Annotated in this window: 19 protein-coding genes and 2 pseudogenes; 10 read left to right on the plus strand and 11 right to left on the minus strand. The window is 50.7% G+C overall.

The genetic code is table 11. The features are described from left to right. Positions 1-132: 132 nt before the first annotated feature. The 5 genes and pseudogenes from ABKW30_RS26370 (at position 133) to ABKW30_RS26390 (ending at position 9,114) form a co-directional block, all read left to right on the plus strand. Positions 133-1,148: pseudogene (locus tag ABKW30_RS26370) on the plus strand (IS110 family transposase). 1,183 nt (positions 1,149-2,331) lie between these two features. After that, positions 2,332-5,739, plus strand: a complete 3,408-nt coding sequence (locus ABKW30_RS26375) for a glycosyltransferase (RefSeq protein WP_348601932.1) — start codon at positions 2,332-2,334, stop codon at positions 5,737-5,739. Positions 5,740-5,814: 75 nt separating this feature from the next. Further along, on the plus strand, positions 5,815-7,137 hold the full coding sequence (locus ABKW30_RS26380; protein ID WP_348602057.1) for a nucleotide sugar dehydrogenase: 1,323 nt from the start codon (positions 5,815-5,817) through the stop codon (positions 7,135-7,137). Positions 7,138-7,292: 155 nt separating this feature from the next. Next, the gene (locus ABKW30_RS26385; RefSeq protein WP_348601933.1) at positions 7,293-8,336 is read left to right on the plus strand and encodes an acyltransferase; all 1,044 of its coding nucleotides are present in this window, start codon (positions 7,293-7,295) and stop codon (positions 8,334-8,336) included. 151 nt (positions 8,337-8,487) lie between these two features. After that, on the plus strand, positions 8,488-9,114 hold the full coding sequence (locus ABKW30_RS26390; protein ID WP_348601934.1) for a methyltransferase domain-containing protein: 627 nt from the start codon (positions 8,488-8,490) through the stop codon (positions 9,112-9,114). A 47-nt stretch (positions 9,115-9,161) separates the two neighbouring features. On the opposite strand, the gene ABKW30_RS26395 is transcribed toward ABKW30_RS26390, so the two are convergent. Beyond that, a complete protein-coding gene (locus tag ABKW30_RS26395; RefSeq protein WP_348601935.1) occupies positions 9,162-12,677 on the minus strand; it encodes a glycosyltransferase in 3,516 nt (1,171 codons plus the stop codon). Between the two features lie 102 nt (positions 12,678-12,779). Beyond that, a complete protein-coding gene (locus ABKW30_RS26400; protein ID WP_348601936.1) occupies positions 12,780-13,085 on the minus strand; it encodes a hypothetical protein in 306 nt (101 codons plus the stop codon). Between the two features lie 44 nt (positions 13,086-13,129). Here ABKW30_RS26400 and ABKW30_RS26405 point away from each other — a divergent pair, with 44 nt between their 5' ends. Then, a complete protein-coding gene (locus tag ABKW30_RS26405; protein ID WP_348601937.1) occupies positions 13,130-13,471 on the plus strand; it encodes a hypothetical protein in 342 nt (113 codons plus the stop codon). Positions 13,472-13,589: 118 nt separating this feature from the next. Here ABKW30_RS26405 and ABKW30_RS26410 read toward each other — a convergent pair whose 3' ends face one another. The 5 genes and pseudogenes from ABKW30_RS26410 to ABKW30_RS26430 form a co-directional block, all read right to left on the minus strand. Continuing rightward, positions 13,590-13,949 carry a hypothetical protein gene (locus ABKW30_RS26410; RefSeq protein ID WP_348601938.1) on the minus strand — a complete coding sequence of 120 codons (360 nt, stop codon included), beginning with the start codon at positions 13,947-13,949 and terminating at the stop codon, positions 13,590-13,592. Then, on the minus strand, positions 13,846-14,904 hold the full coding sequence (locus ABKW30_RS26415; RefSeq protein ID WP_348601939.1) for a recombinase family protein: 1,059 nt from the start codon (positions 14,902-14,904) through the stop codon (positions 13,846-13,848). The genes ABKW30_RS26410 and ABKW30_RS26415 overlap by 104 nt, the downstream gene beginning before the upstream one ends. Positions 14,905-15,168: 264 nt before the next feature. Beyond that, a pseudogene (locus ABKW30_RS26420) lies at positions 15,169-15,789 on the minus strand (DDE-type integrase/transposase/recombinase); the annotation flags it as partial. 93 nt (positions 15,790-15,882) lie between these two features. Further along, entirely contained in the window at positions 15,883-16,707 is an 825-nt protein-coding gene (locus ABKW30_RS26425; protein ID WP_348601940.1) for a glycosyltransferase family 2 protein, read from the minus strand. Then, on the minus strand, positions 16,700-17,614 hold the full coding sequence (locus ABKW30_RS26430) for a glycosyltransferase family 2 protein (RefSeq protein WP_348601941.1): 915 nt from the start codon (positions 17,612-17,614) through the stop codon (positions 16,700-16,702). The genes ABKW30_RS26425 and ABKW30_RS26430 overlap by 8 nt, the downstream gene beginning before the upstream one ends. A gap of 173 nt (positions 17,615-17,787) precedes the next feature. Here ABKW30_RS26430 and rfbA point away from each other — a divergent pair, with 173 nt between their 5' ends. The 4 genes from rfbA to rfbD are packed head-to-tail and all read left to right on the plus strand — an operon-like array spanning position 17,788 to position 21,205. Further along, positions 17,788-18,669 (plus strand): glucose-1-phosphate thymidylyltransferase RfbA, encoded by an 882-nt coding sequence (gene rfbA / locus ABKW30_RS26435; protein WP_348601942.1) that lies wholly within the window; start codon positions 17,788-17,790, stop codon positions 18,667-18,669. Beyond that, the gene (rfbC, locus tag ABKW30_RS26440; protein ID WP_348601943.1) at positions 18,666-19,220 is read left to right on the plus strand and encodes a dTDP-4-dehydrorhamnose 3,5-epimerase; all 555 of its coding nucleotides are present in this window, start codon (positions 18,666-18,668) and stop codon (positions 19,218-19,220) included. Before rfbA ends, rfbC begins: the two co-directional genes overlap by 4 nt. A 15-nt stretch (positions 19,221-19,235) precedes the next feature. After that, positions 19,236-20,309, plus strand: coding sequence for a dTDP-glucose 4,6-dehydratase (gene rfbB / locus ABKW30_RS26445; protein ID WP_348601944.1), 1,074 nt, complete (start codon positions 19,236-19,238; stop codon positions 20,307-20,309). Further along, complete coding sequence (gene rfbD, locus ABKW30_RS26450; RefSeq protein WP_348601945.1) at positions 20,306-21,205, plus strand: dTDP-4-dehydrorhamnose reductase; 900 nt, start codon at positions 20,306-20,308, stop codon at positions 21,203-21,205. The genes rfbB and rfbD overlap by 4 nt, the downstream gene beginning before the upstream one ends. A gap of 17 nt (positions 21,206-21,222) precedes the next feature. Here rfbD and ABKW30_RS26455 read toward each other — a convergent pair whose 3' ends face one another. From ABKW30_RS26455 to ABKW30_RS26470, 4 genes are read right to left on the minus strand one after another with little or no spacing between them, the layout of a single operon-like run. Continuing rightward, positions 21,223-23,013 (minus strand): M14 family metallopeptidase, encoded by a 1,791-nt coding sequence (locus tag ABKW30_RS26455; RefSeq protein ID WP_348601946.1) that lies wholly within the window; start codon positions 23,011-23,013, stop codon positions 21,223-21,225. Positions 23,014-23,032: 19 nt separating this feature from the next. After that, on the minus strand, positions 23,033-23,881 hold the full coding sequence (locus ABKW30_RS26460; RefSeq protein WP_348601947.1) for an ABC transporter permease: 849 nt from the start codon (positions 23,879-23,881) through the stop codon (positions 23,033-23,035). Positions 23,882-23,884: 3 nt separating this feature from the next. Next, on the minus strand, positions 23,885-24,808 hold the full coding sequence (locus ABKW30_RS26465) for an ABC transporter permease (protein ID WP_348601948.1): 924 nt from the start codon (positions 24,806-24,808) through the stop codon (positions 23,885-23,887). A 57-nt stretch (positions 24,809-24,865) separates the two neighbouring features. Then, complete coding sequence (locus tag ABKW30_RS26470; RefSeq protein WP_348601949.1) at positions 24,866-26,401, minus strand: ABC transporter substrate-binding protein; 1,536 nt, start codon at positions 26,399-26,401, stop codon at positions 24,866-24,868. Positions 26,402-26,422: the final 21 nt, after the last annotated feature.

A 26,422-nucleotide genomic window follows, 5' to 3' on the forward strand; every position in this document is an offset into this window, starting at 1 on the left:
TCGGCTCCACTGCCGGCATGAGCCTTAACCCCGGAAAATTCCAGCTCCGGGTGGCCTAAAGACGGGGAGCACGTCAAAACCAGAACAGAGCTAACTTATAAATGCGGACACAAAGGGGAGCAGGTCAAGAAGATTACCACAATTGGTCTGGATATCGCCAAGCATGTATTTCAAGTTCACGGGATCAATGGTGCCGGCGCGACCGTGAGCCGCCGCAAGTTGCGCCGCGACGATGTCGTTGGATTCTTTAAGGCGTTGCCGTCATGCCTGATCGGAATAGAGGCTTGCGCGACTGGACATCACTGGGCTCGGGTTCTTAGGGCGCTGGGTCACGAAGTTCGGCTAATGCCGCGTCTTACGTCAAACCATACGTGAAGCGGCAGAAGAATGACGCTACGGATGCCGAGGCGATCTGCGAGGCGGTGACGCGGCCGACGATGGGCTTCGTTCAGGTGAAGAGCGAGGAGCAACAGAGTGTGTTGATGCTGCATCGGGTCCGCGAGCTTTTGATCCGACAGCGGACAATGCTGGTGAACGCCTTGCGCGGCCACTTGGCGGAGTTTGGCATCGTGACGCAACAGGGGATTGCCGGCGTCGGAATGCTGATCGCGTTGATCGAAGACGGGGATCACGATCTCATCCCGTCGCTTGCGCGGTCCGCACTTCTTCCGCTGATCGGGCAGTTGCGGGAGGTGCACGAGAAGGTCAGCGAGATGGATCGCCAGATCCATGCATGGCATCGCTCGAACGAGCTGAGCCGACGCCTTGAGACGATCCCTGGAATTGGCCCGATCACTGCCAGCGCACTCGCCGCGACAGTGACAGACGCGTCGCTCTTCAAATCCGGCCGACAAATGGCGGCCTGGATAGGCCTGGTGCCGCGGCAGAACTCATCAGGTGGCAAGGACCGTCTTGGAAGGATCAGCAAACAAGGCGATCCCTATCTCCGCCGGCTTCTCGTCGTCGGGGCGCATGCGGTACTCCGTTTCAGCCGCAAGGCTAAAACTGCACCGACGCGTTGGGCCGCCGAGCTTCTGGTGAAGAAGCCGTACAACGTCGTCGCCGTTGCTTTGGCGAACAAGATGGCGCGGATCGTCTGGGCGTTGATGACGACGGGCAGGCGCTTTGAAGCTACCGCCGCCCTTTGAAAGATTACAGAGGATCAGAATTGGTGAGGTGCTGATGGTGATGGCGAACGGTCGAGCCGGGATCGGACAAACCCGATCAGTGGGTGCCGCTTAAAAGCGCGTTGACCTGTCTGGGATCCGATCAGCGGACTACATCAGGGCCAGCGGCATGAACGCGCCGCAATCAAAGGCCGTATACATGCCTGCACCCGACTAATTGTCAGAAACGCCGAAAAGCCCTTGCCACGCGGAGGCCGTCCATACATGCCACGCGGAGGCCGTCCATACATGCCGCTGAAGCTCCAGCGTCGTCTCGATTGATGCACCCGTCATCCATGACCTCCGAATCATGGAGACCTATGGATTCAGAATTTAGAGAAATCCGCAACTGTAATGCTAGGTCCGTCCACCGCCCTCGCTGCCAGCGAATAGACTGTTCTTCCTTGATCGTTTGGGGTCTGATCGCGCGCTCAACGATATTGGAGTCAATCGAAATGGCCTCGTCCAAACTCACGGCCCAGCTGCGAGCAAAAGCTGTCGGAACAATCGGTGACCTTTGGAGAGCCATCGGTGATATTGCACCTTGTTTGACCCAATAGAATGCAGGAACTTCTTCAAAGCCACCGGATATGGATACACTTGAAAAGCCGATGCTCTTGTATCCGCGGCGCTCAGAACGACGAGGTCCGCATGCCTGCCAACCATCCCATCGATCAAACTCCTGCTCTTGTGACAGTAGCCAAACAAAACGAAGCTGACTTTGGTGCCACATGATTAGGCGGTGAGCCAAGAGTAGATTCACGCCCGAGAACTCGATGCGGATATGCTGGACCAAATCCGGCCTGATTCGGCTGGATGCCCGGGTAGTCCATACGAGTGTGGCCTTTATGACGCGTTGTAACAATTGAAACATTCGTGTGTTTCAAATTCGTAAATACCGCTGGACAATGCTGAATTTGTTGGTAGGTAGCACGTCAATCGTAGCCGTGCGCAAAGGGGCTTGTAAGCCAGAGTGGCTGTATTTTTGAACCGCAGCCGTTCAAGGGCGTTTAAACCCTGCTGAAAAGAGAAACCGTAAGACCTCTATAGAAGTCGAGCGATTGGGGACGCCTATTCCTGTCGGCAGCGCTAGCACGTGCGAAGACCTACCGCTCGCAACAATTAAGAAATTGCAATTTGGGATGAGCAGAGCCTGAGGAAAAAAATGGCATCAACAACGTTTCTTTCAGAGAGTTCGTTTTGGGATCCAGAATACGTAGAGCCTTCAGCTTGGTTGGAGCATGGTCCCTTTGCATTTTGGCTGACTGAGTGCTTAAAGCCGAACGCAATTGTGGAACTTGGCACCTATCGCGGATTTTCATACTTTGCGTTTTGCCAAGCCGTTGAAAAACTTGGATTCGATACAAAATGCTACGCAGTTGACACTTGGAAAGGCGACGAGCATGGCGGGACCTACGATGAATCTGTTTTTAATTTAGTAAAACAGCACAACACCACTAGGTATTCGAATTTTTCTCGCTTGATACGTTCCACATTCGACGAAGCCCTCAGCTACTTCGAAGACTCTAGCGTTGATTTGCTACACATCGATGGACGACATTTTTACGATGATGCGAAACATGATTTTGATAGTTGGCGACCTAAGTTGTCTGATCGCGCCGTTGTTTTATTCCACGACATCAATGTCAGAGAAAGGGGCTTTGGCGTTTTCAAATTGTGGTCAGAGCTGACAGCTCGCCATCCGTCATTTTCATTTTATCATGGCCATGGCCTAGGTATACTTGGAGTAGGGAAAGATCTTCCCAGGAAGCTTAAAGCGCTCCTAAACCAATCCAACGACGAGGCGGGGACGACACGTCAGTTCTATGGGCACTTGGGACATGCAATTACTCGACAATTAGAACTGAAAGAGCGGAAAATTGTTCATGCCGGTACTTTGAAAACCCTTTCTGAACAAAAGGAAAAGATTAGGGCTCTTAACAATGACCGCATTGAACTAGGCCTTAGCACGCTACAAGTATTACGCGACAGTCGACTCTCAAATGAGGCGTTCACGCTTCAGCGCGATCAAGAAGTTGCTGATATTACGAGAAAACTAAACGAACGGCTTGCTGAACTTGAAGCTAGCAAGAAAAAAATAACCAAAGAGTTGAACGAACGGCTACAGCAGAATTCCAATGCTTTGCGCGCGCTCAACGATACACATCAACGTCTCATTAATTCACGTACATGGCGACTTGTAACCAAAACGAAAGACGTTACTCAACGGATTCCTCTAGCGAGGACGCTAATCAGCAAGGGAGGACCGAAGGTAAGCGCAAGCAGCAAAAGTTCGGATAAAATTGCCATTATAACAACGATAGCTGCAGAAGCAAAACCAACTTCCATCGGCCCTGGACACCGACAAGCGGATCCGCCCCAAACCGCAGCTAGACGCAGCGCAGACTATATTTTCCTTGATGAGTCCGGTCTTTTTGACAAGAATTGGTATAACCGAGTGAATCCTGACGTCAGAGAAAGCGGTAAAGACGCACTTGATCACTTTCTAAATTATGGTGCGAAGGAAGGTCGGAATCCAAATCCTTTGTTCTGCACGCATTGGTATGCTTCTCAGAATAAGATTGGGGATACAAATCCGCTTATTCACTATCTGACGGTTGGATATCAGCAAGCATTGCCTCCCCATCCGCTGTTTGATTCGAAATGGTATGCTGACAATTATCTCAACAGCGTAACGGCGGGAAATCCTCTGAAGCACTATTTGCAGAACAGAGAATCCGGTAAATTTGTAACTTCCCCGCTATTTTTGGAGGGAGCAAAGTACCCCTCCAACAACGACAACCTTGGCCATTATTCTGTTGTCACTTCACCCATCTTTAATCGTGTTCCGCCCACACGATATCTCCAAGCATTTAGCACAGGAAAGCAGAAGCTTCATAAAGATTATTGCACGTTAGATGAGTTCAATCGGCTGTCTTTCATGCGTCCGCGCTTAATTAGAGCTGATCTTAGCGAGAACGATCTTCGCATTATTGCAATGATGGATTTCGAGAAAAGGCGTCTTTCAGAAAGATACATGGGTAAATTCGATGATCTCATTAGCGTTATCATGCCCACTAGAAATCGTGCCCATCTCATCATGGATGCGATCAATTCAGTGCTGTTGCAGTCATATAGTAACTGGGAACTTGTCGTTGTAGACGATGGAGGCTCTGACGAGTTGGAGACTGTAATTTCTTCATACGGTGATTCCCGCATCGTTTACGTCCGCCACGAACAATATCAAGGGAACGCTGCCACCAGAAATACGGGCATTAAACACTCCCGCGGTAATTTGGTTGCCTACCTTGATGATGACGACGCGTGGGACCCTGACTTTCTTCTGGTAAGTATTGGCCATCTCAAGGAAAACAATAAGCGTATGGTCTACTCTGCCCAAATGATTTGGGAGGGTTTCGATAATGCTACCCGTCTCGGTCAAAAACTAAGAGGCGTCCTATATGCGCCGTTCAACAGAAGTTTGCTTGAGAATACAAATATCATTTCGATGATTTCGTGTGTGCATGAAAAAAACCTTTTCGAAGACGTGGGGGTCTTTAACGAATCGCTGAGTCGTTACGTCGACTGGGACCTATTTCTAAGAATTACTGAGGTGGAAAGCCCGGATTGTATCCCATGCATATTGAGCCACTATTTTCAGCGACGTGACGTGACCAGCGTATCCCTTGAAAATTCCAGGGAGGACAATATGCTCGCACTTCAGTTCAGTCTGCGAGAGAGGTCTTCTTGGAGTACGCAAATATTTGATGAAGTTGGCGAAGGACATTACCTGTTCGGACTGAGCAAGCTGACGATTCAGACTCGAGCAAAAACTTTGAAGTCCATATCTGCAAACAGGATCCAGATTGTCATCCCTAATTACGAAGCTTCGTCCGATCTCGAACAGTGCCTTCATAGCATACGAGAACACACTAACAGGGATTACCAGATAACTATCGTTGATAACGGTTCCTCAGCTAGAACACGGGAGCGCATTGATGATTTTGTTGGGAAAATGGATGCGGTGTCGTGGATACCGTTTGATGAACAATCTGGGTTTACCTACGCTGTGAATCGCGGCTTGGCCTTATTGCCTGAAAATACCGACGATGTTCTTATCCTAAACAATGACACCATTGTAACGCCGGCGTGGCTGGACGAACTTGTGTATACGCTTGGCGCGTCCTCCGACGTCGGAATGTCGGTGCCACGACAGACGTTGTTGCGTCAGCACAAAATCGCTCAGGCTCATGCGCCCCATACCATGCCTATTCATGAAACGGACATCAACGTATCGGTGCACCATGACAATTTGCTCTCTGTGACGGCAAAGCCCTTCCAACAAGAGATAGAGCTTAGCTATGCTCCATTGTTTTGCACGCTCATCAAACGAGCCTCATTGGACGCTTTGGGGCCATTGGATTCAGGAAATGGTCCTCATTTTAGGTCTGATTGGATACTCTGCCAGTCTTTGCGCTCATCCCTGAAACAACGCATTTTGTATACTCCGTTTAGCAAGGTGTACCACATGCAGGGCGTGTCTACGCGAGCACACCCAGCCATAACGCGCTAATTCACCAAATGCTAATCTCCCAAAAAACCGAATAAAGAACACGAGGAAACAGTGAGTAATTTAGAAACAGAGCGCATGACTTCACTTCTACAACGTTTTGAAGGACGCTCAGCCATAATAGGCATCGTAGGTCTCGGTTATGTCGGGTTGCCGCTGGCGCTCACAGCTGCAAAGAAAGGTTTTACGGTTCTCGGCTTCGACATCAATCAGGAATGGGTCAGACGTATCAATAGTGGAGAAAGTGTCATCAAGCACATCCCGCTTCATGAAATCGCTGGGGCAATTGCCAATAAAACGTTCACTGCAACGAGTGACTTGACGCGACTGTCAGAGCCCGACGCGATCATCATTTGCGTACCTACTCCCCTGACCCGCCATCGCGAGCCTGACATGACTTATATCGAGGAAACTGCAAAGACGATTGCCTCGCACCTCCGCGCTGATCAGCTGGTTGTTTTGGAGTCAACGACCTATCCCAGAACCACAGACGAAGTTCTCCGCCCTATCCTAGAAACGTCAGGTCTCCGCAGCGGCGTTGATTTCTATCTCGCCTTTTCCCCTGAACGTGAGGATCCAGGTAACCAATTTTTCGATACCGCTGCGATACCGAAGGTTGTTGGAGGAGATGGCCCCGACGCGCTAAAACTAGCAAATAGTCTTTATGAACAGCTGATTGTAAAGACCGTTCCGGTCTCCTCAACTTCTACCGCAGAAGCAGTCAAACTTACCGAGAATATTTTCCGCGCCGTCAATATCGCTCTCGTGAACGAGCTGAAGTTAATCTACGACGCAATGGGGATAGACGTCTGGGAGGTAATCGAGGCTGCAAAAACCAAACCATTTGGGTTTATGCCATTCTATCCAGGGCCAGGGCTTGGTGGGCACTGCATACCAATTGATCCATTTTACCTTACGTGGAAAGCAAGAGAATTCGATATTTCCACTCGGTTCATAGAGCTAGCCGGTGAGATCAACACAAGAATGCCGTATCACGTAGTAAATCGCGTCGCTGACGCATTAGATAAGCGTGCAGGCAAGAGTCTTTCGTCATCGACCGTCCTCATCATTGGTCTCTCATACAAGAAGAACATTGATGATCTGCGAGAGAGCCCTTCATTGAAATTATTCGAATTATTGGAATCTCGCGGCGCAATAGTGGAGTACCACGACTCATATTTTCCAATAATCCCAATAACAAGAGAACATGCGGATCTTGCTGCTAAAACGTCTGTGTCTTTGGATAAGGAGACATTACAAAAAGTAGATCTAATTCTGATAGCGACAGATCATGACAATGTTGATTACAGGCTGATCTCTCAGGAGGCAAAAATCATAATTGATACCCGGAATGTGTTCGCGCGGATGGGTATTCAGGGGGAGAACATTATCAAGGCATAAGGGTGGTTGAACCGCCACCTGATGGCGCGCGTCGCCTATCGCTTTGGTTCCCCTCGCTTACCCCATTCAAAATGTGGAATTCCATTGTCTATGATTCGATAAACGAGACCTAAAATTGAAAGTGGGTGTTCTGATGGGCAAGAAATTTCGAGACGATGAAAGACAATAACTTTGATGTGCTTCGCTTGGCTGCGGCACTGCTGGTGTTGGTTTCTCACAGCTTTGCCTTAACCAGTGTTGCGGACCCAGTCGCTACGTACTTTCGATTTATAACGGGGGGCGGGATTGCGGTTCTGTGCTTCTTTTTTATAAGCGGCTATTTGGTGGGAATATCGGCGCAAAGAAGGACTGTATCGGAATTCGTGACTGCCAGAATTCTGCGCGTCGTCCCCGGGCTTGCCGCGGTTGTCGTGTTTGACGTGTTCATTGTTGGGCTGCTGTTCACGACACTGTCCATAGAACAGTATTTTTCACACGCTACAACATGGCGGCATTTCTCGAATATCCTTGTGTTTCAGTTCTCCCCAAAACTGCCAGGCGTTTTTTCCGACTTGCGGTTCACTAGCGTCAATGGCTCGCTTTGGACGCTTCCATTAGAAGCTTCTATGTATTTTCTCCTTACCTGCATGATGATATTTCGCATAAGCGGACGAATTGCTATGTCGTGTATGGCCATTGGCATATTTCTGGCGTTTGTTATTTCTGGATTTTACGGACTTTCTCAGAGCGATAGAGGATTTCACGTAATAAAAGCCGTCCAAATTTATAGCCTTCTGAACCTGGGGTACTTCTTTTTTCTCGGCGCTACTTTTTCTTCAAAAGGCAAGGCAGTCCCAATACGTGGCGACATCGCCTGCGTGGCAGGAGTTCTGCTAATAGCTTGTCCCTACCTTCCTCTGTCTCAAACAATTTTTTTTATCACTTTGCCCTACCTTGTGTACTACGCTGCGTTTTGCCCCGTAAAAATTGTAGCACCTTTTAAGGCAGATATTAGCTATGGCGTTTATCTGTTCGCTTTTCCTGTCCAACAATGTATAGTCCAGCTGTTCGGGAAGGAAATCGGACCATACGGTGTGATAATGTTGGCGACGCCTGTGGTGCTAGCGCTCGCGACTCTTTGCAGGATCGTGGTCGAGAATCCTGCTTTGCAATTAAAGAGAACTTCGCGGCCGGCGCAGCCTGCAGCACGAATAGCATAAGACTAGTTACTTTTCAGCCGACCGTTTGAGTGCGTTGGAATGAACAAGAATTCTTCGTCGGAATTTACGGCAGCCATATTGGAAGTTCGCAGCCCTTAACTCATGCAGTGTTATTTGGTCAGAAAGGAAATTGCTGAACGCATTGAAGGACATGAATATCGATACGCTACGCGCCTTAGGCAATATCCAACTCGATAGCAAAGGTGGGAATGACATATCAAATCTGCCAATAGCAGGAACGCGCCCGCCCAAGGACGACGAAGCTGGATATTGGTCGAAACGAAGCAATGACCGAATGTATCTAATGGCAGTTCTTTTTGCGAATTTCTATACCCGTAGAAAAGAGACAGTTGCTGATGTCGGGTGTCATTGTTCGCCGTTGGTGTTGATGTTGCCGGATTTCAAAAGAAGGTTCGCATTCGATCCCAGCCCCCAAGCCGCCAAGGCATGGGCCGATGTTGATGGGGCTACGTTTGTAAACTCAATACTTGCTCCTGAAATGGTTCGCCCGCTCATCAATGATGACAAGTTCGATCTGGTGATCTGCAATCAGGTAATCGAGCACCTCGAAGAACCTGAAGAATTCGCAACAACGCTTTGCAATGTCTCTCGTAAGCTAATTTTGAGCACCACCTTCGAAACTGAAAAGGGCGTCATCGAAGGCCACGTACAAGACCCTATTTCCTTGGATAAATTCGAGGGCTGGTTTCCCAGGAAGATGCAGCAATGCTTTATTTCTCGCGGGCCGACTGTCCATAAAATACTCGCTGTATTCTAATTTAGGCTTCATATCGGCGGGATTACCATGTCCACTGAGCCTACGGATCACAGCTTGAAAATCTCATTGGTTAACCGGGAACCCGCCATGGCTGCGCGATATACTTGATCGTAGGGTTTCGCCATGGCTTTAGTTGTATTCGTTCGGCCGGTATCATTCTGCCAGTTTATCACAGCGTCGTGCTTATCCACATACGCATTCCTGTCATCGACGATTTCTAGCAATCTACGATAAACGTAAGCCGGATCTTGCCTATCAAAGGTCCAGCCAGCGCCACTGTCTTTTAATCGCTCTCCAACTGCACCAAAATCAAGCGCAACAACAGGAATTCCACACGACCACATTTCCGTAAGAGTATGACAAAACGTCTCCGGCCAGATCGAAAATATGGCGCCAAGATGAGGTTTGATTTTACTGACCTTATCAACAAAATCTTCTCGACGATAACGGCCGTGCCGGACAATATTTTGACCTCTTGGAATAGTGGTATATCCGAGAATATGAAACTCAAACAAGTTCTCAACGTCTAAGTCCCTTATTGCTTCGATCAGATAGGAACCTTTTGATGGGACAATATTTCCTGGAATAAGAATTCTTACCTTTGGATCTCTACTGGTTGGCCACTGCGCCAAGTCATGAAATTGCAGATCTCTTCCGTGCGGAATCACATAAAATGGCTTCTGCATAGTTTCTGGATAAATATTGGCAATCTGATCCCGTGCTCCTTTTGAGGTTGTAATATACGCATCACACATTGCCAACATTCTATTCATAGAATCTTGCCACTCAAAAATAGCTTCATTCTTCAGTGGTGGAATGGTATCTTGGTCCCAAAGTTCTGCATCACATTGCCCAGGCGTCCCTGTGCAAACTCCAGCACAATGCTTCAAGTTTTCATCTAGCAGCTTGACGTTGGGGCATATCGTATAAAAATCGTGGAATGAAAATATAGTAGGTATGGACAAACTTTGGCAAACAGAGGCTAACCCCAAACCGTGCCACCCGATATGCCGGATGTGGACCAGCTCTATATTTTTTTGAATGAGCAAGTTCCGGACAATTTCGTCATATTCACCCGAGGTGTGAGGAAACGGCCTCATCCTATTCTTGAGGGATATCGTCTCAAGTGACAATACACCCTCTCCGGTAATTTGAGAAAGTTCTATTACCCGTGAATCACATCGCAACAAAAAAGGTTCGTAGCTATCACTTAAGGCTGACATCAGATCTTTGTTAGTCTGTGGGGTTCCCCCGCTAACAGTGGAAATGACAAAAAGGACTCTGGGGCGCACGGGTAGTAATTCAGTTGGTGTGTTAAAGGCATCTTGGACCCGAGCCCTAGCCCTTTTTAGTGCACTGCCATGGAAAACCCGTATTGCTTGGTCGTACTCAGGATAGCGCTCGTCAAGCTTGGCCCGCCCAGTTATCATCAATTGGTTCTTCTCAGTACCAAAGCTTGCTGATCGCACATGATATACAAGAGTGGCGTCGTCGACTACATGTTTCCATCCAGCCCGTCCAGCTCTCATACAAAGATCATTTTCTTCCCCATATCCTCGTGGAAAGGCTTCGAAATCGAGTTCACCGATCTGATCAAGGCAATCACGACGAACGTACATACAAAATCCGTGTCCTGTTGGAACCTTTGGATAAGCCCGTTCACTCAGATTTGAGATAAGTCGCGCGCAATCGTCCAAACTCATCGAACTTGGAATAAAATTTTCCTTGCCGATCACTGGTGCGGAAAATGCACCCGCGTTGTTTGAGAAAGGGGTTGCTGTCGCAATCTTATCTTCCGAATAGGCCGCCAGCTTTAAGTTTCTCAGCCAATGTGGAGTGACGATCGTGTCCGAATTCAGCAAGACAACATCAGCGGTACCAGCCTCTTCGATGCCCCTATTGATCGTACGTGTGAAACCTAGGTTGGTCTTGTTGTGAATAATGGAAATACCCTTTGTATCCTGATAAAGGGAAAGAACTTCCGCCACCGCAGGGTCCGGACTACAATCATTTATCAAGATCAGATTCAGGGATCGATGTGTATGCCGTATAACGGAATCGATACATGTCCTGAGTTCATCAGCGGCGTTATAAATTGGAATAATTATCACAGTCGAAACATTTGGCTGAATTGGGTGGTTCTTATAATGCTCCTTTACTACAGAGACTGCGGACGCTTCAGATATAACACCCCCCCCTGAAGTTATTGGTTTTGCCCAGCGGTTGCGTAACTTGTTAATTACAATGCGTATGCGTGCCCTCGTAAGTTCAGGTGTTGAAGCCCAGTACCTAATTTTCTTGCAAAATCTTACGAGCCTCGCCGCCAAAGCATGAGAATCTCTAAGCGGCTTTGTAATTCGCCAAGAGGTGGATTGTCGTAGAGCGAGATTTGCCTGTCTTAATTCCTCGATCCTCTTATCAGTGCTTGGTAATGATACCGCTTCCACAGCAGAATTCGTCTTTTTTTTATTGTTACTTGCTTCTTTTTTCTCCTTGAGAAGCAGCATATTTAAGTCACTAATTTCATTCAATAGCTGAGCAACTACCGGATCAAATTCAGTTGTACTATTTGAGAAAACTCTGCGCATTGCCGCCAATATTTTATCTGGCACAGGCGCATCAAATGACTTGGGCAGCCAGTTCGCATAACCTTTGTCCACCCATTTCTTTACGTCAGGCTCATAATTGGAAGCGACAATTCGATCTTCCGAATAATATTTCGTATCATCAGCAAGGACAGTTTCTCCCCACCGCGCTAAGAATATCTTTCTGTTGCGTTCGACATTGTTTCCTCTCCCGGCCGTTTTGCCTTCGTGATGTATGACGACTGACTGAGGAACGTACTGGTAACATGCAGCCCCCTGACCCAACCGAAGACAAAGATCTACATCTTCTTGCCCGTTAATAAATTCAGTGTCAAAGCCGCGTGCAGTTGCAAAATCCTGAGTGCGGATTGCGATGCAAGCCGCTGTTATAGCTTTAAACATCCGAGATTTATTGGCTGGCGGATAATCGCCGTCCTTATTGGCATAGATTGGATAGGCCAGTGGAGAGTGCTGTTGGAATACCAATCCTGCCCCTTGTATAGTCCCATCAGGATACAGTAGCTTCGGCTGTGCCCCCTTTATAAATGGATCATCGAGGGGGGCAATAAGAGCCTCCAACCAGCCCGGACAAACTTGTGTGTCGTTATTCAAAAAGACAACGTAAGCGCCACGACTGAACGAGAAACCGACATTACATCCCAGCGCAAAATTGAGGTTCTTTGTGTTATGTATAACGCTCAGATTAGTGTGTTGGGTTGCCCACCAATCCAGTCTTTCTTTGGTATCACGGTCACTGCCGTTATTAACAACTATAATTTCAAACGAAATGCATTCATCATTCGCATAGAGCGAATTCAAACACTGTTCTGTTAGATCCATTCCGCCATACACGCATATGACAATTGATACCAGCGCCACATCATTAAACTGGGATTTCTTAATCAAATCGTCCCAATCTATTGAAGGATCGACATTGTTAAAAACATTTGGCCTCGCCGGCATGGTCTCAGGCGACATTGTTAGCTTCGCTGATAAGCTCGACATACATATTTTAATCCGATTGGTCTTGAAGGTCGTCATAAACGAACGAGACCTTCTAAGCAATTGTTGGAATATTACTCACGTTGAGGGATTGTTCTGTGTGCTCTGATTGTGACTACAATCCTGTTTCATAACATCCATCTGTCCATGTTGTTGAAGGGAATAGGTTTTTCTGTTCGTGAGGTGATCCTGCGGGGCGTTTGCGCCTGTTTTTTGTTCTTTTTGAGATGCCTTTGCCGGCTGGTACATCCAGATCCGAGGGCTTAAAGAACCATGCCCGTCCGGCAGCGGGTGAAGCGCTTCGATCTCGCCTGCAATTGCCGCCAGTCTAAGCGTCTTTGGTGTTGTGTCGAGATGGGCGGATGTTTTGTCAGGTTGAACCATGGTTCGACGCCATCAGTTGCCGCATGGAATGGCGGAATCTTTCGGTGCGAGCGCAACGAGCAAACCCGCTCGCGTGTCCAACGATTGCCGTTGCCGGTGCGCAGCCCGCTCCTGTTCAGGATACCTGCGATCAGGTCGTCATTGGCAATGCTTGTGAGTTGGCGGATGGCCTCGACAGTTTCGGCGGGTGTGCTGTTACGTTGACCGCGCCGTCTACGTGGCAGGTGAAGGCTCGTATGGGCGCCACCGATCCAATGGATGATCAGGAAGATCTCACCCGCCCCATTCGCGGCCTCAGCATCGATGTCAGCGATGACCTCGCGAATGAGGATCCGTACGATACGCTTCTTGAGGCGTGCATCGGTGGTTGGCGCATTCCAGACTGATTGCAGATCATCAGCCAGCCCAGCGAAGGATACCGGCGTGATAGTCTGGCCTGGAACAGCACATGCGTCATGGATTGCAATCCTGGCTTCGATCTTCGCCTGCTTTGAAAGCGTGGTACTATCGTGCCTCTAACTCCGCGGCCACCAGACGGTTTGCAGGATCGGTGGCGTCATATTGGCGAAAGGCGCGGTCTGCTACGTAGCGGGCCGCCTCAAGGTCGCGGCACAAAGCCTCGCGAACCTGGTCGCGTTGCAGGGCTGCTTGGGCATGTGCTTCTACCGCAGCTTCAATGGCGCCGGGCCCGACGACGTGCAGCAGCACTTCTTCGATGGCGTCGTCGACACGCAACCCGCCAAAGGCAATGCACTTCGGTTCACCATTGTCGAGCTGACCGCGACAGCAGGAATAGCGCGGTATGTTGTGTTTTGCACCCGAGTAGCGGGCCGATAGCTTGCGGCCGCAGCGGCGGCACCCCACCAGGCCAGCCAAATAGAGCGTTGCCATGCTTAGGAGCGCCATGGTGTTTGCTTGTGGGCACGTTGTTGCTCACCATTTTGCGTATCGCCTCGGCCCGCTCCCAGTCCACATATCCGTCATGGGTTCCCGGTTTGAGCGCTAACCAATCATTGCGCGCCTTGTGCTCATTCTTCAGTCGCATGCCGCGCCCATCATACCCGGTCATGGCTCGGGTTTTACCATAGGCGTAAGCGCCGCCGTAGGCCGGATTGGTGATCATCCGGTGGATTGTCTGATAATACGGCCTGCGCCAGACGGTCTGACCGTCCTTTTGCTTTGCGGGCAAATCAAGTCCGTTTTCGAGGAACCACAGCAATGCCTGTCGGGCGCTTCCCAGGTTGACGGCTTCCTGCACCCGCCGATCCGGATCCTTTTCCAATCGGTCGCCAGCCTTCACAAACCCGACGGGCGCGGACACAATGAGTTCGCCTCGCTTGGCCTTCTCATAACGCGCGGCCAGCGAACGCTGCCGCAAAAGATCGAGTTCGTATTCATTCAGCGATCCCTTCAGCCCGAGCAGAAGACGATCATTGCCCTGACGCGGTGCGTAGACCGGCTCCTGATCGACCAGCACGGTATCCACCACCCGGCACATCTCGATCAGTTGTTGCCAGTCGCGACTGTTGCGGGCGAAGCGGGATACTTCCCGTGCTGCCACGGCCCCGACCTTGCCGAGACAGACCTCGGCAACCATACGGTCAAAACCGGCGCGCTCCGCGTTGCCCGATGCCGAACGACCGAGATCATCATCGATGGTCTCTATCTGCGACCAGCCCAACTGGCCAAGCCGGTCCCGCATCGCATATTGCAACGCGCTGCTTTCCCGGTTGTGCAGAACCTGATGGACCGACGACTGACGCAAGTACAGGATCGCCTTGCGCTCCAGATGATGACGTTCGATCTTCTCAGACATCATCGCTCTCCACGCTTTGATTTATATCGCCGGGTCCTTCTCGCGTTCCAGACGCTTAGTTTGCTCCGTGCTCCATCAGAAGCCGTGCCATCAGTTCGGTGATCTCGCGACGTACTGGTCGCGGCAAGGTCTGCCATCGCGGCGTTTCCAACGAACACGGTCTTCCCGTCGAACCGAACAGGTCTAATTGGTCGGGTTTTGTTTGAGGTCGGCGCATGATCGGCTCCCTGATTCTGATCGCAAGACATCAAGTCTGCGCTCGAATCAGGATCCGCGGTCTGTCAGGATATGCGTGATGCGGAATGGGAACGCCTTCTTCGCTTTCATTAGAAAGTCGACGGCATTCGCGGCGTTTTCCGCATTATAAACAGCCAGGAAGACGAAGCGCGAGCATCGGTCTATAGCCACATACAGGTATCGTTTGCGCACCTCGCCATCGGCGGTGCGCAGCTTTGGCAGATGCTTGACGTCGATGTGGACGAAGCCAGGACCATAATCTTTAAAGCGTCCCTGGCCTTTTTCCGGTGCCGGGTTCTGTTTCACCGGTCGCCGATTCAGGCCTTCAGATCTGAGCACCCGATAAATGTTGTCGCGGTTGAGATGCGGCAGGAAATGGCGAAGGACGAAGGTCAGGTCATCAAGCGGGAAGCCCGTTGCTCGTCGTACTGCGCAGATGATCGCCCGCTCTTCCTCGCTCATCCGCCATGGCAGACGTGTCGGCCTGCTTGATCGGTCCTGACAAGCCTGTTCGCCACGCTTGCGCCATTTGCGAACTGTTTCGTCGCTGATGCCATAACGCTTGGCGAGGACGCTCGTCGGCTCAGGGGACCGTGCAATCTCTGCTCGCACCGCCGGTGTCGTTCTCGCCTGCGGGTGAATCTGCATCATCACAAAACCTCATCGCCAACAGGGGTAAAGCGCCACGCATTATCCGCGATAGCCCAGCTTACCTCATCCCAATGACGTTCCGCAACCAAACAGCTAACTAAGTTTTAACAGATGAGCCCAAAAGAACACTCTTGCAGAGCGAGCAAGTTGCCAAATGTGCCACCATCCCTTCCGCGATGCATTCCCACCTTCGTGAACGATTCGAACTTTCGGCACATAAGCGATTCGGGCAAATTTTGCCGCTCGCAACGATATATCAAAATCTTCAAAATAGAGAAAATAACGAGGATCAAAACCGCCTAGCTTTTTAAAAACATCGCCACGAAAAAACATGAAGCAGCCACTCGCTATTGGAGGGTCCCAAAAAACGACATCACCAATTTGATCGCGCATTTCATAGAGATCCAATCGTGTTGCGAATAGCTGCTTGACGCCACACGGAGCAAATCCGCGAAGTAGAAGGTCGAATACATTCGGATATCTTTTGCAGAGATATTGCCTGGATCCGTCAGGATTAAACGCTTGTGGCGTCAGCAGTCCACAATCCTTGTGATCATCCATAAATGCAAGCGCAGTTGCGAGTGCATCCGGTTCCATTTCAACATCAGGATTCAGCACAAGGTGATATTTGCCAACCACATCAACTACGATATTGTTTGCTCTACCAAACCCGACATTCCCCTGCCCGTGGATAATCTCGAATGGCAAACCCGCCAGCGATTCCGATAACCAGTCATAGTTGGCTCCATCTGGAGTGTTGTCGATCAGAAATATTTTGGCTGTTTTTGCATCAGTAAATTGGAGCGCCTGCCGCAGACTTTGAATGGTTCTCAAGACTGTTTGCTGATCAGGCTTGAACACGACAATAGCGATTGTAATTTCGTGGGTTTCAGCACCAGGACTTGCGCTCTCAACCATTACTGATTTTCTTTCCCATTTTCCCTGTCAAACCGTGCCAGATGCCAAGCGTCATCATCCTTGCATGTTCTGCGCGAGGGGCCGTTATCAAACTATAGAAAACAAATTTCCTTGCTAAGCGGGCCAAATCAACCATTTTCCAGTTCAATCGCAGCCATTGCTGGCGATAAAGCCAAATCGCATTTCTGAAATGATAGTAATGACGCAAAGGGCTGTGAACGGGTATGTGCCTGCCGAGGAAAAGTTTGGGATTATCCCCTAAATCATGCTTCATGTGGGCACTGCATACACCATAAGATTGGTAGCCCATCTGTTTTGCCCGCAAACCCCATTCGATGTCGACATAATCAATGAAAAGCTCTTCCCGCATCCCCCCGACACTATCGAGTGTGGATAGCGGGATGAGGCAGCCCGAAGAGATAAGATAATCTACTTCCAATATGGAATCTGCGCTCGCACAGATTTGGCGCTCAAGGCGCAGCCCGGTAACTTTGATGAATGGTGGTGGATTTTTCTGCCGAGGGTCCTCATAACGTGGTCCCACACACGCCAATCTATTACCTTTCGCCAGTTGCGCCTCGGCCGCACTTAGAAGCGCTGAAACCATGTCCTGCGCAGGAATGCTATCTTGGTCGAGCAGGAGCACATAGCCCGCACCATGTACTTTCGCTTTAGCGATACCCACATTCTGGGCTTTGGCTATTCCATAATTTTGCCCCAGGTCTTCTAAATCGACTGCAGGGTACAGGGCCGCCAGCCAAGATTTTAATGAGTCCTTGCTGCCGTTGTCGATGATAAGCAGCTTCCCTACTTGGGGAATCACGGCTCCCAGCAAGCTTTTCAGGCCATCCAAATCAGGATTATAGCTTACGATAATTGCTGTGACCGATCGATTATCAAGCGGCATTTTTCAGAATCTTCACTTAGGTTGCAGCGGCCGGGTTAGTTAGCAGATAGTGTTCTGTAAGGAAACCGAAATAGGCCCTAAAGATTGACATGTGTTTCTCCTGCCGCCAAATGGCTGAATAAAAGTACAATCGAATGCCGATTGTGTTGATGTCTTATACAAGGAAGCATTGAATGAAGGGCATAATTCTGGCAGGCGGCAGTGGTACGCGCCTTTATCCGTTGACAATCGCTGTCTCCAAGCAAATGTTGCCGATCTATGACAAACCCATGATCTATTATCCGCTAAGTGTACTAATGCTTGCCGGAATCCGGGAAATTCTCATTATCTCAACGCCACATGATCTGCCGTTATTTCAAAAGCTGCTAGGTGATGGAACAGATTTTGGCGTGACGTTTTCCTACGCCGAACAGCCGCAGCCAAATGGATTGGCGGAAGCTTTCATCATTGGACGCGAGTTTATAGGCAACGATAGTGTCGCTATGATTCTTGGAGACAATATCTATTTTGGTGATGGGTTGTCGAAGCTTTGCCAAATTGCATCGGCAGGAGAAAAGGGAGGAACCGTTTTTGCTTATCATGTAGAAGATCCTCAGCGATATGGCGTGGTTGAGTTTGAAAAAGCGACGGGCAAAGCCCTCTCTATCGAGGAAAAGCCAACAAAACCGAAATCGAGCTGGGCGGTTACCGGACTTTACTTCTACGACAATGAAGTCGTCGATATCGCCAGATCCATCGAGCCGTCCGAGCGGGGAGAGCTTGAGATTACAAGCATCAACAACATTTATCTCGAACGAGGCGATTTGCGCGTCCAGCAACTGGGCCGCGGATATGCCTGGCTCGACACCGGTACCCATGACAGTTTGCATGAGGCGTCCTCCTTTGTGCGTACGATCGAGCATCGGCAGGGTATCAAGATTGCCTGCCCCGAGGAGATCGGTTTGGAATGGGGATGGGTCAACGCCGACCGGGTTCTCGAAAGAGCAACACTTATGGGCAAAACCGAATACGCGGTTTATCTGCGCCGCCGCGCTGAAGAAGTGGGAAAACTATGATTGACGTAAAGCCTCTCGCGCTTGATGGCGTTCTCGAAATACTGCCGCGCAAATTTGGCGATGATCGGGGTTTTTTCTCTGAAACCTATAATGCGCAAAGCTTTGCCGACGCAGGCATCTCATTGCAGTTCGTCCAGGACAACCATTCATTGTCGGCTGCTAAAGGCGTGTTGCGCGGCCTGCATTACCAGTTGTCGCCACGCGCTCAAGACAAGCTTGTACGCGTCGTTAAAGGTTCGATTCTGGACGTTGTTGTTGACATACAAAAAAGCTCTCCGACATTCAAAAAATGGCTGTCACTTGAAGTTTCGGCCAAAAAGTGGAACCAAATTCTGGTACCCAAAGGTTTTGCACATGGATTTTTGACCTTGGAAGAAAACACCGAGGTTGTTTACAAGGTCACGGATTATTATTCTCCCGAACATGACAGGTCCTTGCGGTTCGATGATCCATCAATCGGCGTGCAATGGCCGTTTGAAAAGGCGGCCATACAATTATCGGATAAGGATCGTAACGCACCTATGCTTGATGGCGCCGATATTTTTCCTTAAGGAGCAATCTCTTTCATGAACATTCTTGTTACCGGCGGAGCCGGTTTTATTGGCTCTGCGGTTTGCAGGCAACTTGCAGCCAATTCACAAAACCGCGTCATCAATGTCGACAAGCTGACCTATGCCGGTAATCTGGCGTCGCTGCGTCAGATTGAGAATTATCCCAACTACAGCTTCGTCCAGGCGGATATTTGCGATGATACAACAATCCTCGGCATTTTGCGCGATGAAAAGATCGATGCCGTCATGCATCTTGCTGCCGAAAGCCATGTCGACCGCTCCATCGACGGGCCGGCAGCCTTCATCGAAACCAATATTATTGGTACGTTTCGTATGCTCAATGCAGCGCTGACCTATTGGCATGAATTGCCCGATTCAGCAAAAGAGACTTTCCGCTTCCATCATATTTCCACGGATGAAGTATTCGGTGATCTGCCGTTTGACAGCGGCGTCTTTACCGAAGAAACACCTTACGCGCCCTCTTCACCGTACTCAGCGTCGAAAGCCTCGTCGGATCATCTGGTCCGGGCCTGGCATGAAACATACGGCCTTCCCGTGGTTCTATCAAACTGCTCAAACAATTATGGCCCATTCCATTTCCCTGAAAAGCTTATCCCTCTGGTGATCCTCAACGCCCTGGACGGCAAGCCCCTGCCCGTCTACGGCGCCGGAGCCAATATCCGCGACTGGCTTTATGTCGAGGATCATGCTCGGGCACTGGAGTTGGTTGTTACAAAAGGCAAGCCCGGTGAAAGTTATAATATCGGAGGCCGTGCAGAACGAACCAATCTCAGTGTAGTTGAAACGATTTGTGACATCCTCGACAAGAAGCGGCCGCGACAGGGCAATGCGCGATATCGGGATTTGATTACGTTTGTCACCGACCGACCAGGACATGATCGTCGTTATGCCATCGATGCGACCAAGATAGAATGTGAGATTGGCTGGAAGCCGGCAGAGACGTTCGAAACGGGTCTGGAGCGCACCATTCAATGGTATCTCGACAATGATTGGTGGTGGCAGCCAATTCGCGGTGAGCGCTATGCCGGCGAACGGCTTGGCGTAGCACCGGCAAAGGGAGCGGTATGAGGATCGTCGTAACCGGGCGCGACGGTCAGGTTGCACGCAGTCTTATCGAGCGGGCAGCACTGCATCCCTCGATAAAGCTTATTGCTCTTGGCCGTCCGGAATTGGATCTTGCACAACCAGAAACGGTATTCGCCGCCATTTCCGCAGCTAAACCTGACCTTGTCATTTCTGCAGCCGCTTATACCGCCGTCGATAAGGCCGAAGACGAACCCGCGCTCGCCCGTGCAATCAATGCAGACGGCGCCGCCGCTGTCGCACAAGCGGCGGCGAATTTGAATGCGCCGATTGTCCACCTTTCCACTGACTATGTTTTTTGTGGCGAAGGCGATAGGCCCTATGTAGAAAGCGACCCGACTGGCCCACGAAGCGTTTACGGGCAGACGAAGCTTGAGGGTGAATTGGCTGTGGCGGACGCAAATCCCCGTCATCTCATTTTGCGCACGGCATGGGTCTACAGCCCGTTCGGCACGAATTTCGTCAAGACAATGTTGCGTCTTGCCGAAACCCGCGACACCCTTTCGGTTGTTGCGGATCAATGGGGAAACCCCACATCGGCAATCGATATAGCCGATGCTGTCCTTCATTTGGCGGATCGACTTCACACTGACCCAGATGGTGTTGATTTCGGTATCTATCATCTCGTTGGGACAGGCAGCACCAACTGGAGTTCATTTGCGCGGGAAATCTTCAAAATCAGTACGGATGGGCTTGGTCCATTTGCTGATGTGAAGGACATCCTGACATCGGAGTATCCAACGAAGGCCAACCGTCCCTCAAACTCACGCCTGTCGACCGACCGGTTTTTTGACATTTTTGGCTGGCGGGCTCCGGCGTGGCAGCAGTCCCTCAAACACGTTGTCGATCGAATTCCAGCAGGCGGAAAATCTGCAGTCTAAACCGGGTGTTATGGCCATCATCTACGGTGCCGGATATGGCTGATCGCGTGAATTGACGAAAATCGCGGGCTGTCCTCCGGCATGGTCAAACATTGCTGCAACGCATCATAAGCGGCGAGCACAGTTTCCATTTGCGCCGTATGGCCAGCAACAAATGCCTCATCATAGATCGTTTCGTCAGGATATTCCGTAATTAGCGTCAACGGAACAGTGTGACGATTGTCCATGGAGATCATGCAGGGAAAGCCATTGATTATACGAAAGCCTGTCTCGCCGGCATGCGTTTCATAGAGTCTGATCTGCCTGTCATTCAATTCCATAAGTCCCGGCACTGCAGTCAGGTGCTTTGTCACGGCATCGATGAGGCGCTCGGCTGGCTCTGACCAGCCTTCTTGATATCGCATAATCAAAAAGAACCCCTTAGGGAGCGTCCACATGGAAAAGCCGCGCGGCACATAACCGGAAAGCGGCCGGGTCCATTCATGCGCCGGGTAACCGTGAAGATTAACGTGGAGTTGGGCTCCGCTGAGACGTTCGGCCTGGGTACGTATGCCCTTCTCATAAAGGTTCACATCGGTCCGGTATTCCAGATCGTCGCCTAAAGCTGTATAACGCGCCGCATGGTGCATGTGCTGCGGATTGTCGGCGCGTAGACGATGATGCACTGCATATCCATCCGGGTTTTCCAAGGGTGAGACAGTAAAATGAGCCCCGGGTCGAAGATTGAGCTGTTGTGCAGCCCTTAACGCACCGACGATACCCGTTGTCTCATTGGGATGTTGACCGCCGCTAATCATCACAGCGGCATCGGTGCCATGACGATAACGAGCTTTGACCACCCTTCCGGTACGGGTATAGACTTCGAATGCATCGCCGTTGATCTTCGCCAACTCATCCCGAACCTGAGAAAACGCGATTGGTGAAGATGCCGTTGCCAGTGGTTGCAATGCACCGCCAGGCAAGCTTGCGTTCAGAGCAACCGTCTCGATGGTCAATGTCGAACGGGAGTCATTACTTTGGAGAATTTCCGGGATGATGTGACCCGGTTGCAGGCCCCTGTCACCGAGCGGACGACCGGACTTCTTCTGAAAGACTTCCAGAAGCGAGAAATAGAGGTCCTCGTGAAGTGCCTCACGCAGGCTGATAATCTCCTGGCCAACAGGCAATATCTGGTCTGATACAGGCAAGTTTGCACGAATATTCAGCTCGTCGAAATAAGGCTCGCTGTTTCCCCAATTATAGTCCGTAATGATGCGCATGGCTGTGAGAAACAATGTCTCGTAGTCGGTTTCGATGCGCTTCCCGACTGCTTCACCGTTGACCTTTATCCAGCCGGTCGGAGAAATCAGGGTTTCGCCTATAAAGTCAGTGTGACGGCGGTTCGGCGCGAAGATCACGTGCTCTGCCCTGCGGCCATCCTTGTAGAGCAAGGCAACATCATAGAAAAAGTCATTCGTTGTTCCAGTTTCAAACGAAATTTCCGTTGCGCCTGTCAGGCCCGCGAGTGGATAGGTTTCCAGCAGGAAGCGATTATTCGGGCACGCGCCATGCACAGGATATTTGATCACGATGCTTGCAAGCTCAGTCAAATCCACTTCCTCAAGAAAGAAATGCAGGAGTGGTTTGTAGGCGCTGCGTAAGGTAGCTTCTACCCCGTACTCACGGAATTTGACCTCGGCGGCACGACGGCTCGGCGCATCATCGAAAAGCCACGCGTCAAGCCGTGTACCTCGTGCTGAGGCCCTACCGTAGGTTTTGAGAAGCTCATCCAGAGTGCGGTCGAAGCCGCCATCAAAAATCAAGGTCATTTCTTGTTCACAGTCGATTTTATCGCGATGTTCTGCCTGTGGGATCAAGGCTATCGCGCAGCCAGTCACCCAGAAGATTAAGACCAAGCACGGTCAGGAGAATAGCCAGGCCGGGGAAGACACTCACCCACCAGGCGTTCTGAAGGTAAGTCCGGCCGTCGGCCAACATGCCACCCCAACTCGGAATGAGCGGGTCAACACCAAGTCCCAGGAAGGTGAGGCTGCTTTCAAGCAGAATATTGGTCGCAACATTGAGCGTCATCAACACGATGACCGGACCCAGAAGGTTCGGGAGCAGGTGCTGCAACAAAATCCGATAGTCCCTCACCCCAATGGCGCGGGCCGACAGGATGAATTCTCTATCGCGAAGGGAAAGCACCGAGCCTCGCACAAGCCGGGCGTACTGGACCCACTGGGACACGATCAAAAGGATGATCATGTTCCTTAGACCCCCACCAGCAATTGCAATGAAGGTAATGGCAAGAAGAATAAACGGCATTGCCAATTGCACATCGGCAAAGCGCATGACGATCATGTCCCAGAAACCGCGATAATAGCCCGAGATTAAACCCATCGCCACGCCGATGACGACGGCGCCACCGACAGAGATAAAGCCAACCTGCAACGAAATCTTGCCACCGGTAATGACGCGCGCGAGCACATCACGGCCAAGTGGATCTGTACCCAGCGGATGCGCCCATTTGGTAAACGGGGGCAAAAGACGCGCCATCAGATCAATCTTTTCCGCGCCTCCCGGGAAGATGTAACCGGAGAAGATCACAGCCAGGCACATGCCTCCGGCAAGAATTGCCCCGAGAATAAACTCAAGGCTGCGGAAACGGGAGTGTGCCGCGGTTGTCGTCGACATGGTCTACTCCGTCCTGATGCGTGGATCGACAAGGCCATAGGCAATGTCGACAAGCAAGTTTACGCCAATAATCAACAGCGACAACACGGTTATGACCGCCTGCAGGACCGGATAATCACGGCCACCGACTGCATCGAATGCAAGTGTGCCAAGTCCGGGCCAATTGAATACGCGCTCGACGACAACGATACCGCCGAGAAGTGCACCGAATTGCAGACCGAAATAGGTAATCAACGGAATGGCGCAATTGCGCAGTGCATGCTTGTAGAGCACGACATTCTCGCTAAGCCCCTTGGCGCGGGCGACCATTATGTATTGCGCGTTCAGCGTTTCGAGCATTGTTGTGCGCACCAGCCGTACATTCGTCGCAGTCAAAATAATGCCCATCGTTACAGCCGGCATGATGAAGCTTTCAAAGCCGCTCATGCCGCTGGGTGGCAACCATTTCAGGTTGATCGCAAAAAGCAGCACAAGCATCAGGGCCAGCCAGAAATTCGGGAATGACAATCCCACCAGGGAAACAATGCGGATGAGCTGATCAGGCCACTTGCCGCGCGATGTCGCGGCTTTGATGCCAAGTGGAATGGAAATGATAATCGAGACGAACAATGAGGAGAAGGCCAGCAGCAATGTTGCAGGCAATGCTGCTGCAATCAGTGTGGAAACCTGCGTGCCGCCAAGAAAACTGCGCCCGAAGTCCAGTGTGAACAATCCCTTGAGGAAGTTGGCATATTGCACCCAAAAAGGCTGGTTTAGGCCCAGAGCTTCGCGAATACGCACGAGATCGGCTTCAGTGATGCTCCCTGCGCCCTGTGTCAGCATCAATGCCGGATCGCCGGTGAGCCTGATTGCAAAGGCCACGGTCAGCGTAACGACAATGACGACGAACACGGCCTGCAAGAGACGCTTGATGAGGAAAACAGCCAAGTTTCAATCCTTTGGTAGATTGCCTGCCATCTCAAACGAGATGACAGGCGGGTGCTGTTACTCGACGGTGACATCAGTCAGCCGCAAGCGGCTGTCGGGGACGGGTGTGAAGTTTTTCACGCGTTTGCTTACACCGAAGATCGCATTGTAGTTGAAGAGCGGAATCTCCAAGGCTCGATCGGCCGTGTACTGGGCGATGGACTGGAGAATTTCCTCTCGCTTCGCCCGATCGGTGATGGAACGCTGTGATTCCAGCAATGCATCCAGTTTTGGATCACTGTCATAGGGATTCCACTTTTCACCCGAGTGGTACATCGAGTAGGCGGTGTTATCATAGTCAAGCGTCCAGCCACCCCATGCCTGCTGGAACATCGCACCGGTCTTTCCGGAGGGAATGATATCGTTCAAAAGTACGTTGGTTTCATAAGGTTTGATCGTGACATTGACGCCGATTATCTGCAGATAGCTGGCAATTGCCTGCGATACTTCGTTAAAAGTCGTGTCATTGCCGCGCACATCAATTTGCAGCGTCGTGCCTGCAGCAAAACCTGCTTCCTTCAACAAGGCTTTCGCCTGTTCAGGGTCGTAGGGAAGCGGCTTCATTTCTGGATCATTTCCAAAGGACAAAGCGCTCTGGAAACTGGCAATTGGCGCCGCCTGCCCGCCCAGTATCGACTGGATGATTGCATTGCGATCAATACCGAGGATCAAGGCTTTGCGGACGTTTTCATCGGCCGTGGGGCCAGCCTTTGTATTGAAGCGCAAGGCATAGACAGTCGGGCCAACGGTGCTGACCACTTGCAGCTTTGAATCCGCTTCTATGGTAGGAATCATGCCAACAGGAATTGTTGGCGGGATCACGAGATCGACGCGGCCCGCCTGTAATTCAGCCACGGCAGTAGCCGGTTCGGCGATAAAGCGATAATCAAGATTGGAGAGTTTCGGCACTCCGCCCCAATGATCGGCAAAAGCTTCAAGCTTGATGGCGATTTTGGGCTCATAAGAAACGAACTTGAACGGCCCGGTCCCGACAGGATGAGCGTTGAAATAATCATCGCCCTTTTCCTGAATGTATTTTGGCGGCACGATCATCGCACCATAGCCTGCAAGCTTGGTGAGAAGTACCGGGTCCGGCGCGGAGAGATGAAAATCGACCGTCTTCGGGTCAATAATTTCAACCTTCTCTATCGCGGTATAATTGGAGCGCTGCGGTCCCTTTTTACCTTCTTCGCCAAGCAGGCGATCAAAGGTGAACTTGACTGCTTCAGCATTGAATGGTTCGCCATCGTGGAATTTCACACCTTCGCGCAGGGTAAAACGAATGCGCTTGCCTTCGTCCAGTTCTTCCCATGCGGTTGCAAGGCCGGGCACCAGCTTCAGATCCGGACCGCGATACGTCAAGCCATCAAAAATGTTTGTGCCGACAGAGGCCCAGTTAACAAGAAACGTATCGATCGGATCCCAGCTGCCCGGGTCCTGCGGTGATGAAACTGTCAGCGTTCCGGCTGCATGGGATGGTGTGGCGATGAACGCAGTTCCGGCCAGACTGAGCGCCAGAAATGCTGCCTGTATTCCCCTTTTTTTCTTTGTCATTGTGCTTGCTCCTCTTGCAAT

Source organism: Phyllobacterium sp. SB3 (assembly GCF_040009165.1).
GTDB lineage: Bacteria > Pseudomonadota > Alphaproteobacteria > Rhizobiales > Rhizobiaceae > Phyllobacterium.

Bases quoted from the DNA above. Each gene is read 5' to 3' on its own strand.
- ABKW30_RS26375 (WP_348601932.1), top strand. From the start codon at position 2,332: ATGGCATCAACAACGTTTCTTTCAGAGAGTTCGTTTTGGGATCCAGAA.
- ABKW30_RS26380 (WP_348602057.1), top strand. From the start codon at position 5,815: ATGACTTCACTTCTACAACGTTTTGAAGGACGCTCAGCCATAATAGGC.
- ABKW30_RS26385 (WP_348601933.1), top strand. From the start codon at position 7,293: ATGAAAGACAATAACTTTGATGTGCTTCGCTTGGCTGCGGCACTGCTG.
- ABKW30_RS26390 (WP_348601934.1), top strand. From the start codon at position 8,488: ATGAATATCGATACGCTACGCGCCTTAGGCAATATCCAACTCGATAGC.
- ABKW30_RS26395 (WP_348601935.1), bottom strand. From the start codon at position 12,677: ATGTCGCCTGAGACCATGCCGGCGAGGCCAAATGTTTTTAACAATGTC.
- ABKW30_RS26400 (WP_348601936.1), bottom strand. From the start codon at position 13,085: ATGGTTCAACCTGACAAAACATCCGCCCATCTCGACACAACACCAAAG.
- ABKW30_RS26415 (WP_348601939.1), bottom strand. From the start codon at position 14,904: ATGATGTCTGAGAAGATCGAACGTCATCATCTGGAGCGCAAGGCGATC.
- ABKW30_RS26425 (WP_348601940.1), bottom strand. From the start codon at position 16,707: ATGGTTGAGAGCGCAAGTCCTGGTGCTGAAACCCACGAAATTACAATC.
- ABKW30_RS26430 (WP_348601941.1), bottom strand. From the start codon at position 17,614: ATGCCGCTTGATAATCGATCGGTCACAGCAATTATCGTAAGCTATAAT.
- rfbA (WP_348601942.1), top strand. From the start codon at position 17,788: ATGAAGGGCATAATTCTGGCAGGCGGCAGTGGTACGCGCCTTTATCCG.
- rfbC (WP_348601943.1), top strand. From the start codon at position 18,666: ATGATTGACGTAAAGCCTCTCGCGCTTGATGGCGTTCTCGAAATACTG.
- rfbB (WP_348601944.1), top strand. From the start codon at position 19,236: ATGAACATTCTTGTTACCGGCGGAGCCGGTTTTATTGGCTCTGCGGTT.
- rfbD (WP_348601945.1), top strand. From the start codon at position 20,306: ATGAGGATCGTCGTAACCGGGCGCGACGGTCAGGTTGCACGCAGTCTT.
- ABKW30_RS26455 (WP_348601946.1), bottom strand. From the start codon at position 23,013: ATGACCTTGATTTTTGATGGCGGCTTCGACCGCACTCTGGATGAGCTT.
- ABKW30_RS26460 (WP_348601947.1), bottom strand. From the start codon at position 23,881: ATGTCGACGACAACCGCGGCACACTCCCGTTTCCGCAGCCTTGAGTTT.
- ABKW30_RS26470 (WP_348601949.1), bottom strand. From the start codon at position 26,401: ATGACAAAGAAAAAAAGGGGAATACAGGCAGCATTTCTGGCGCTCAGT.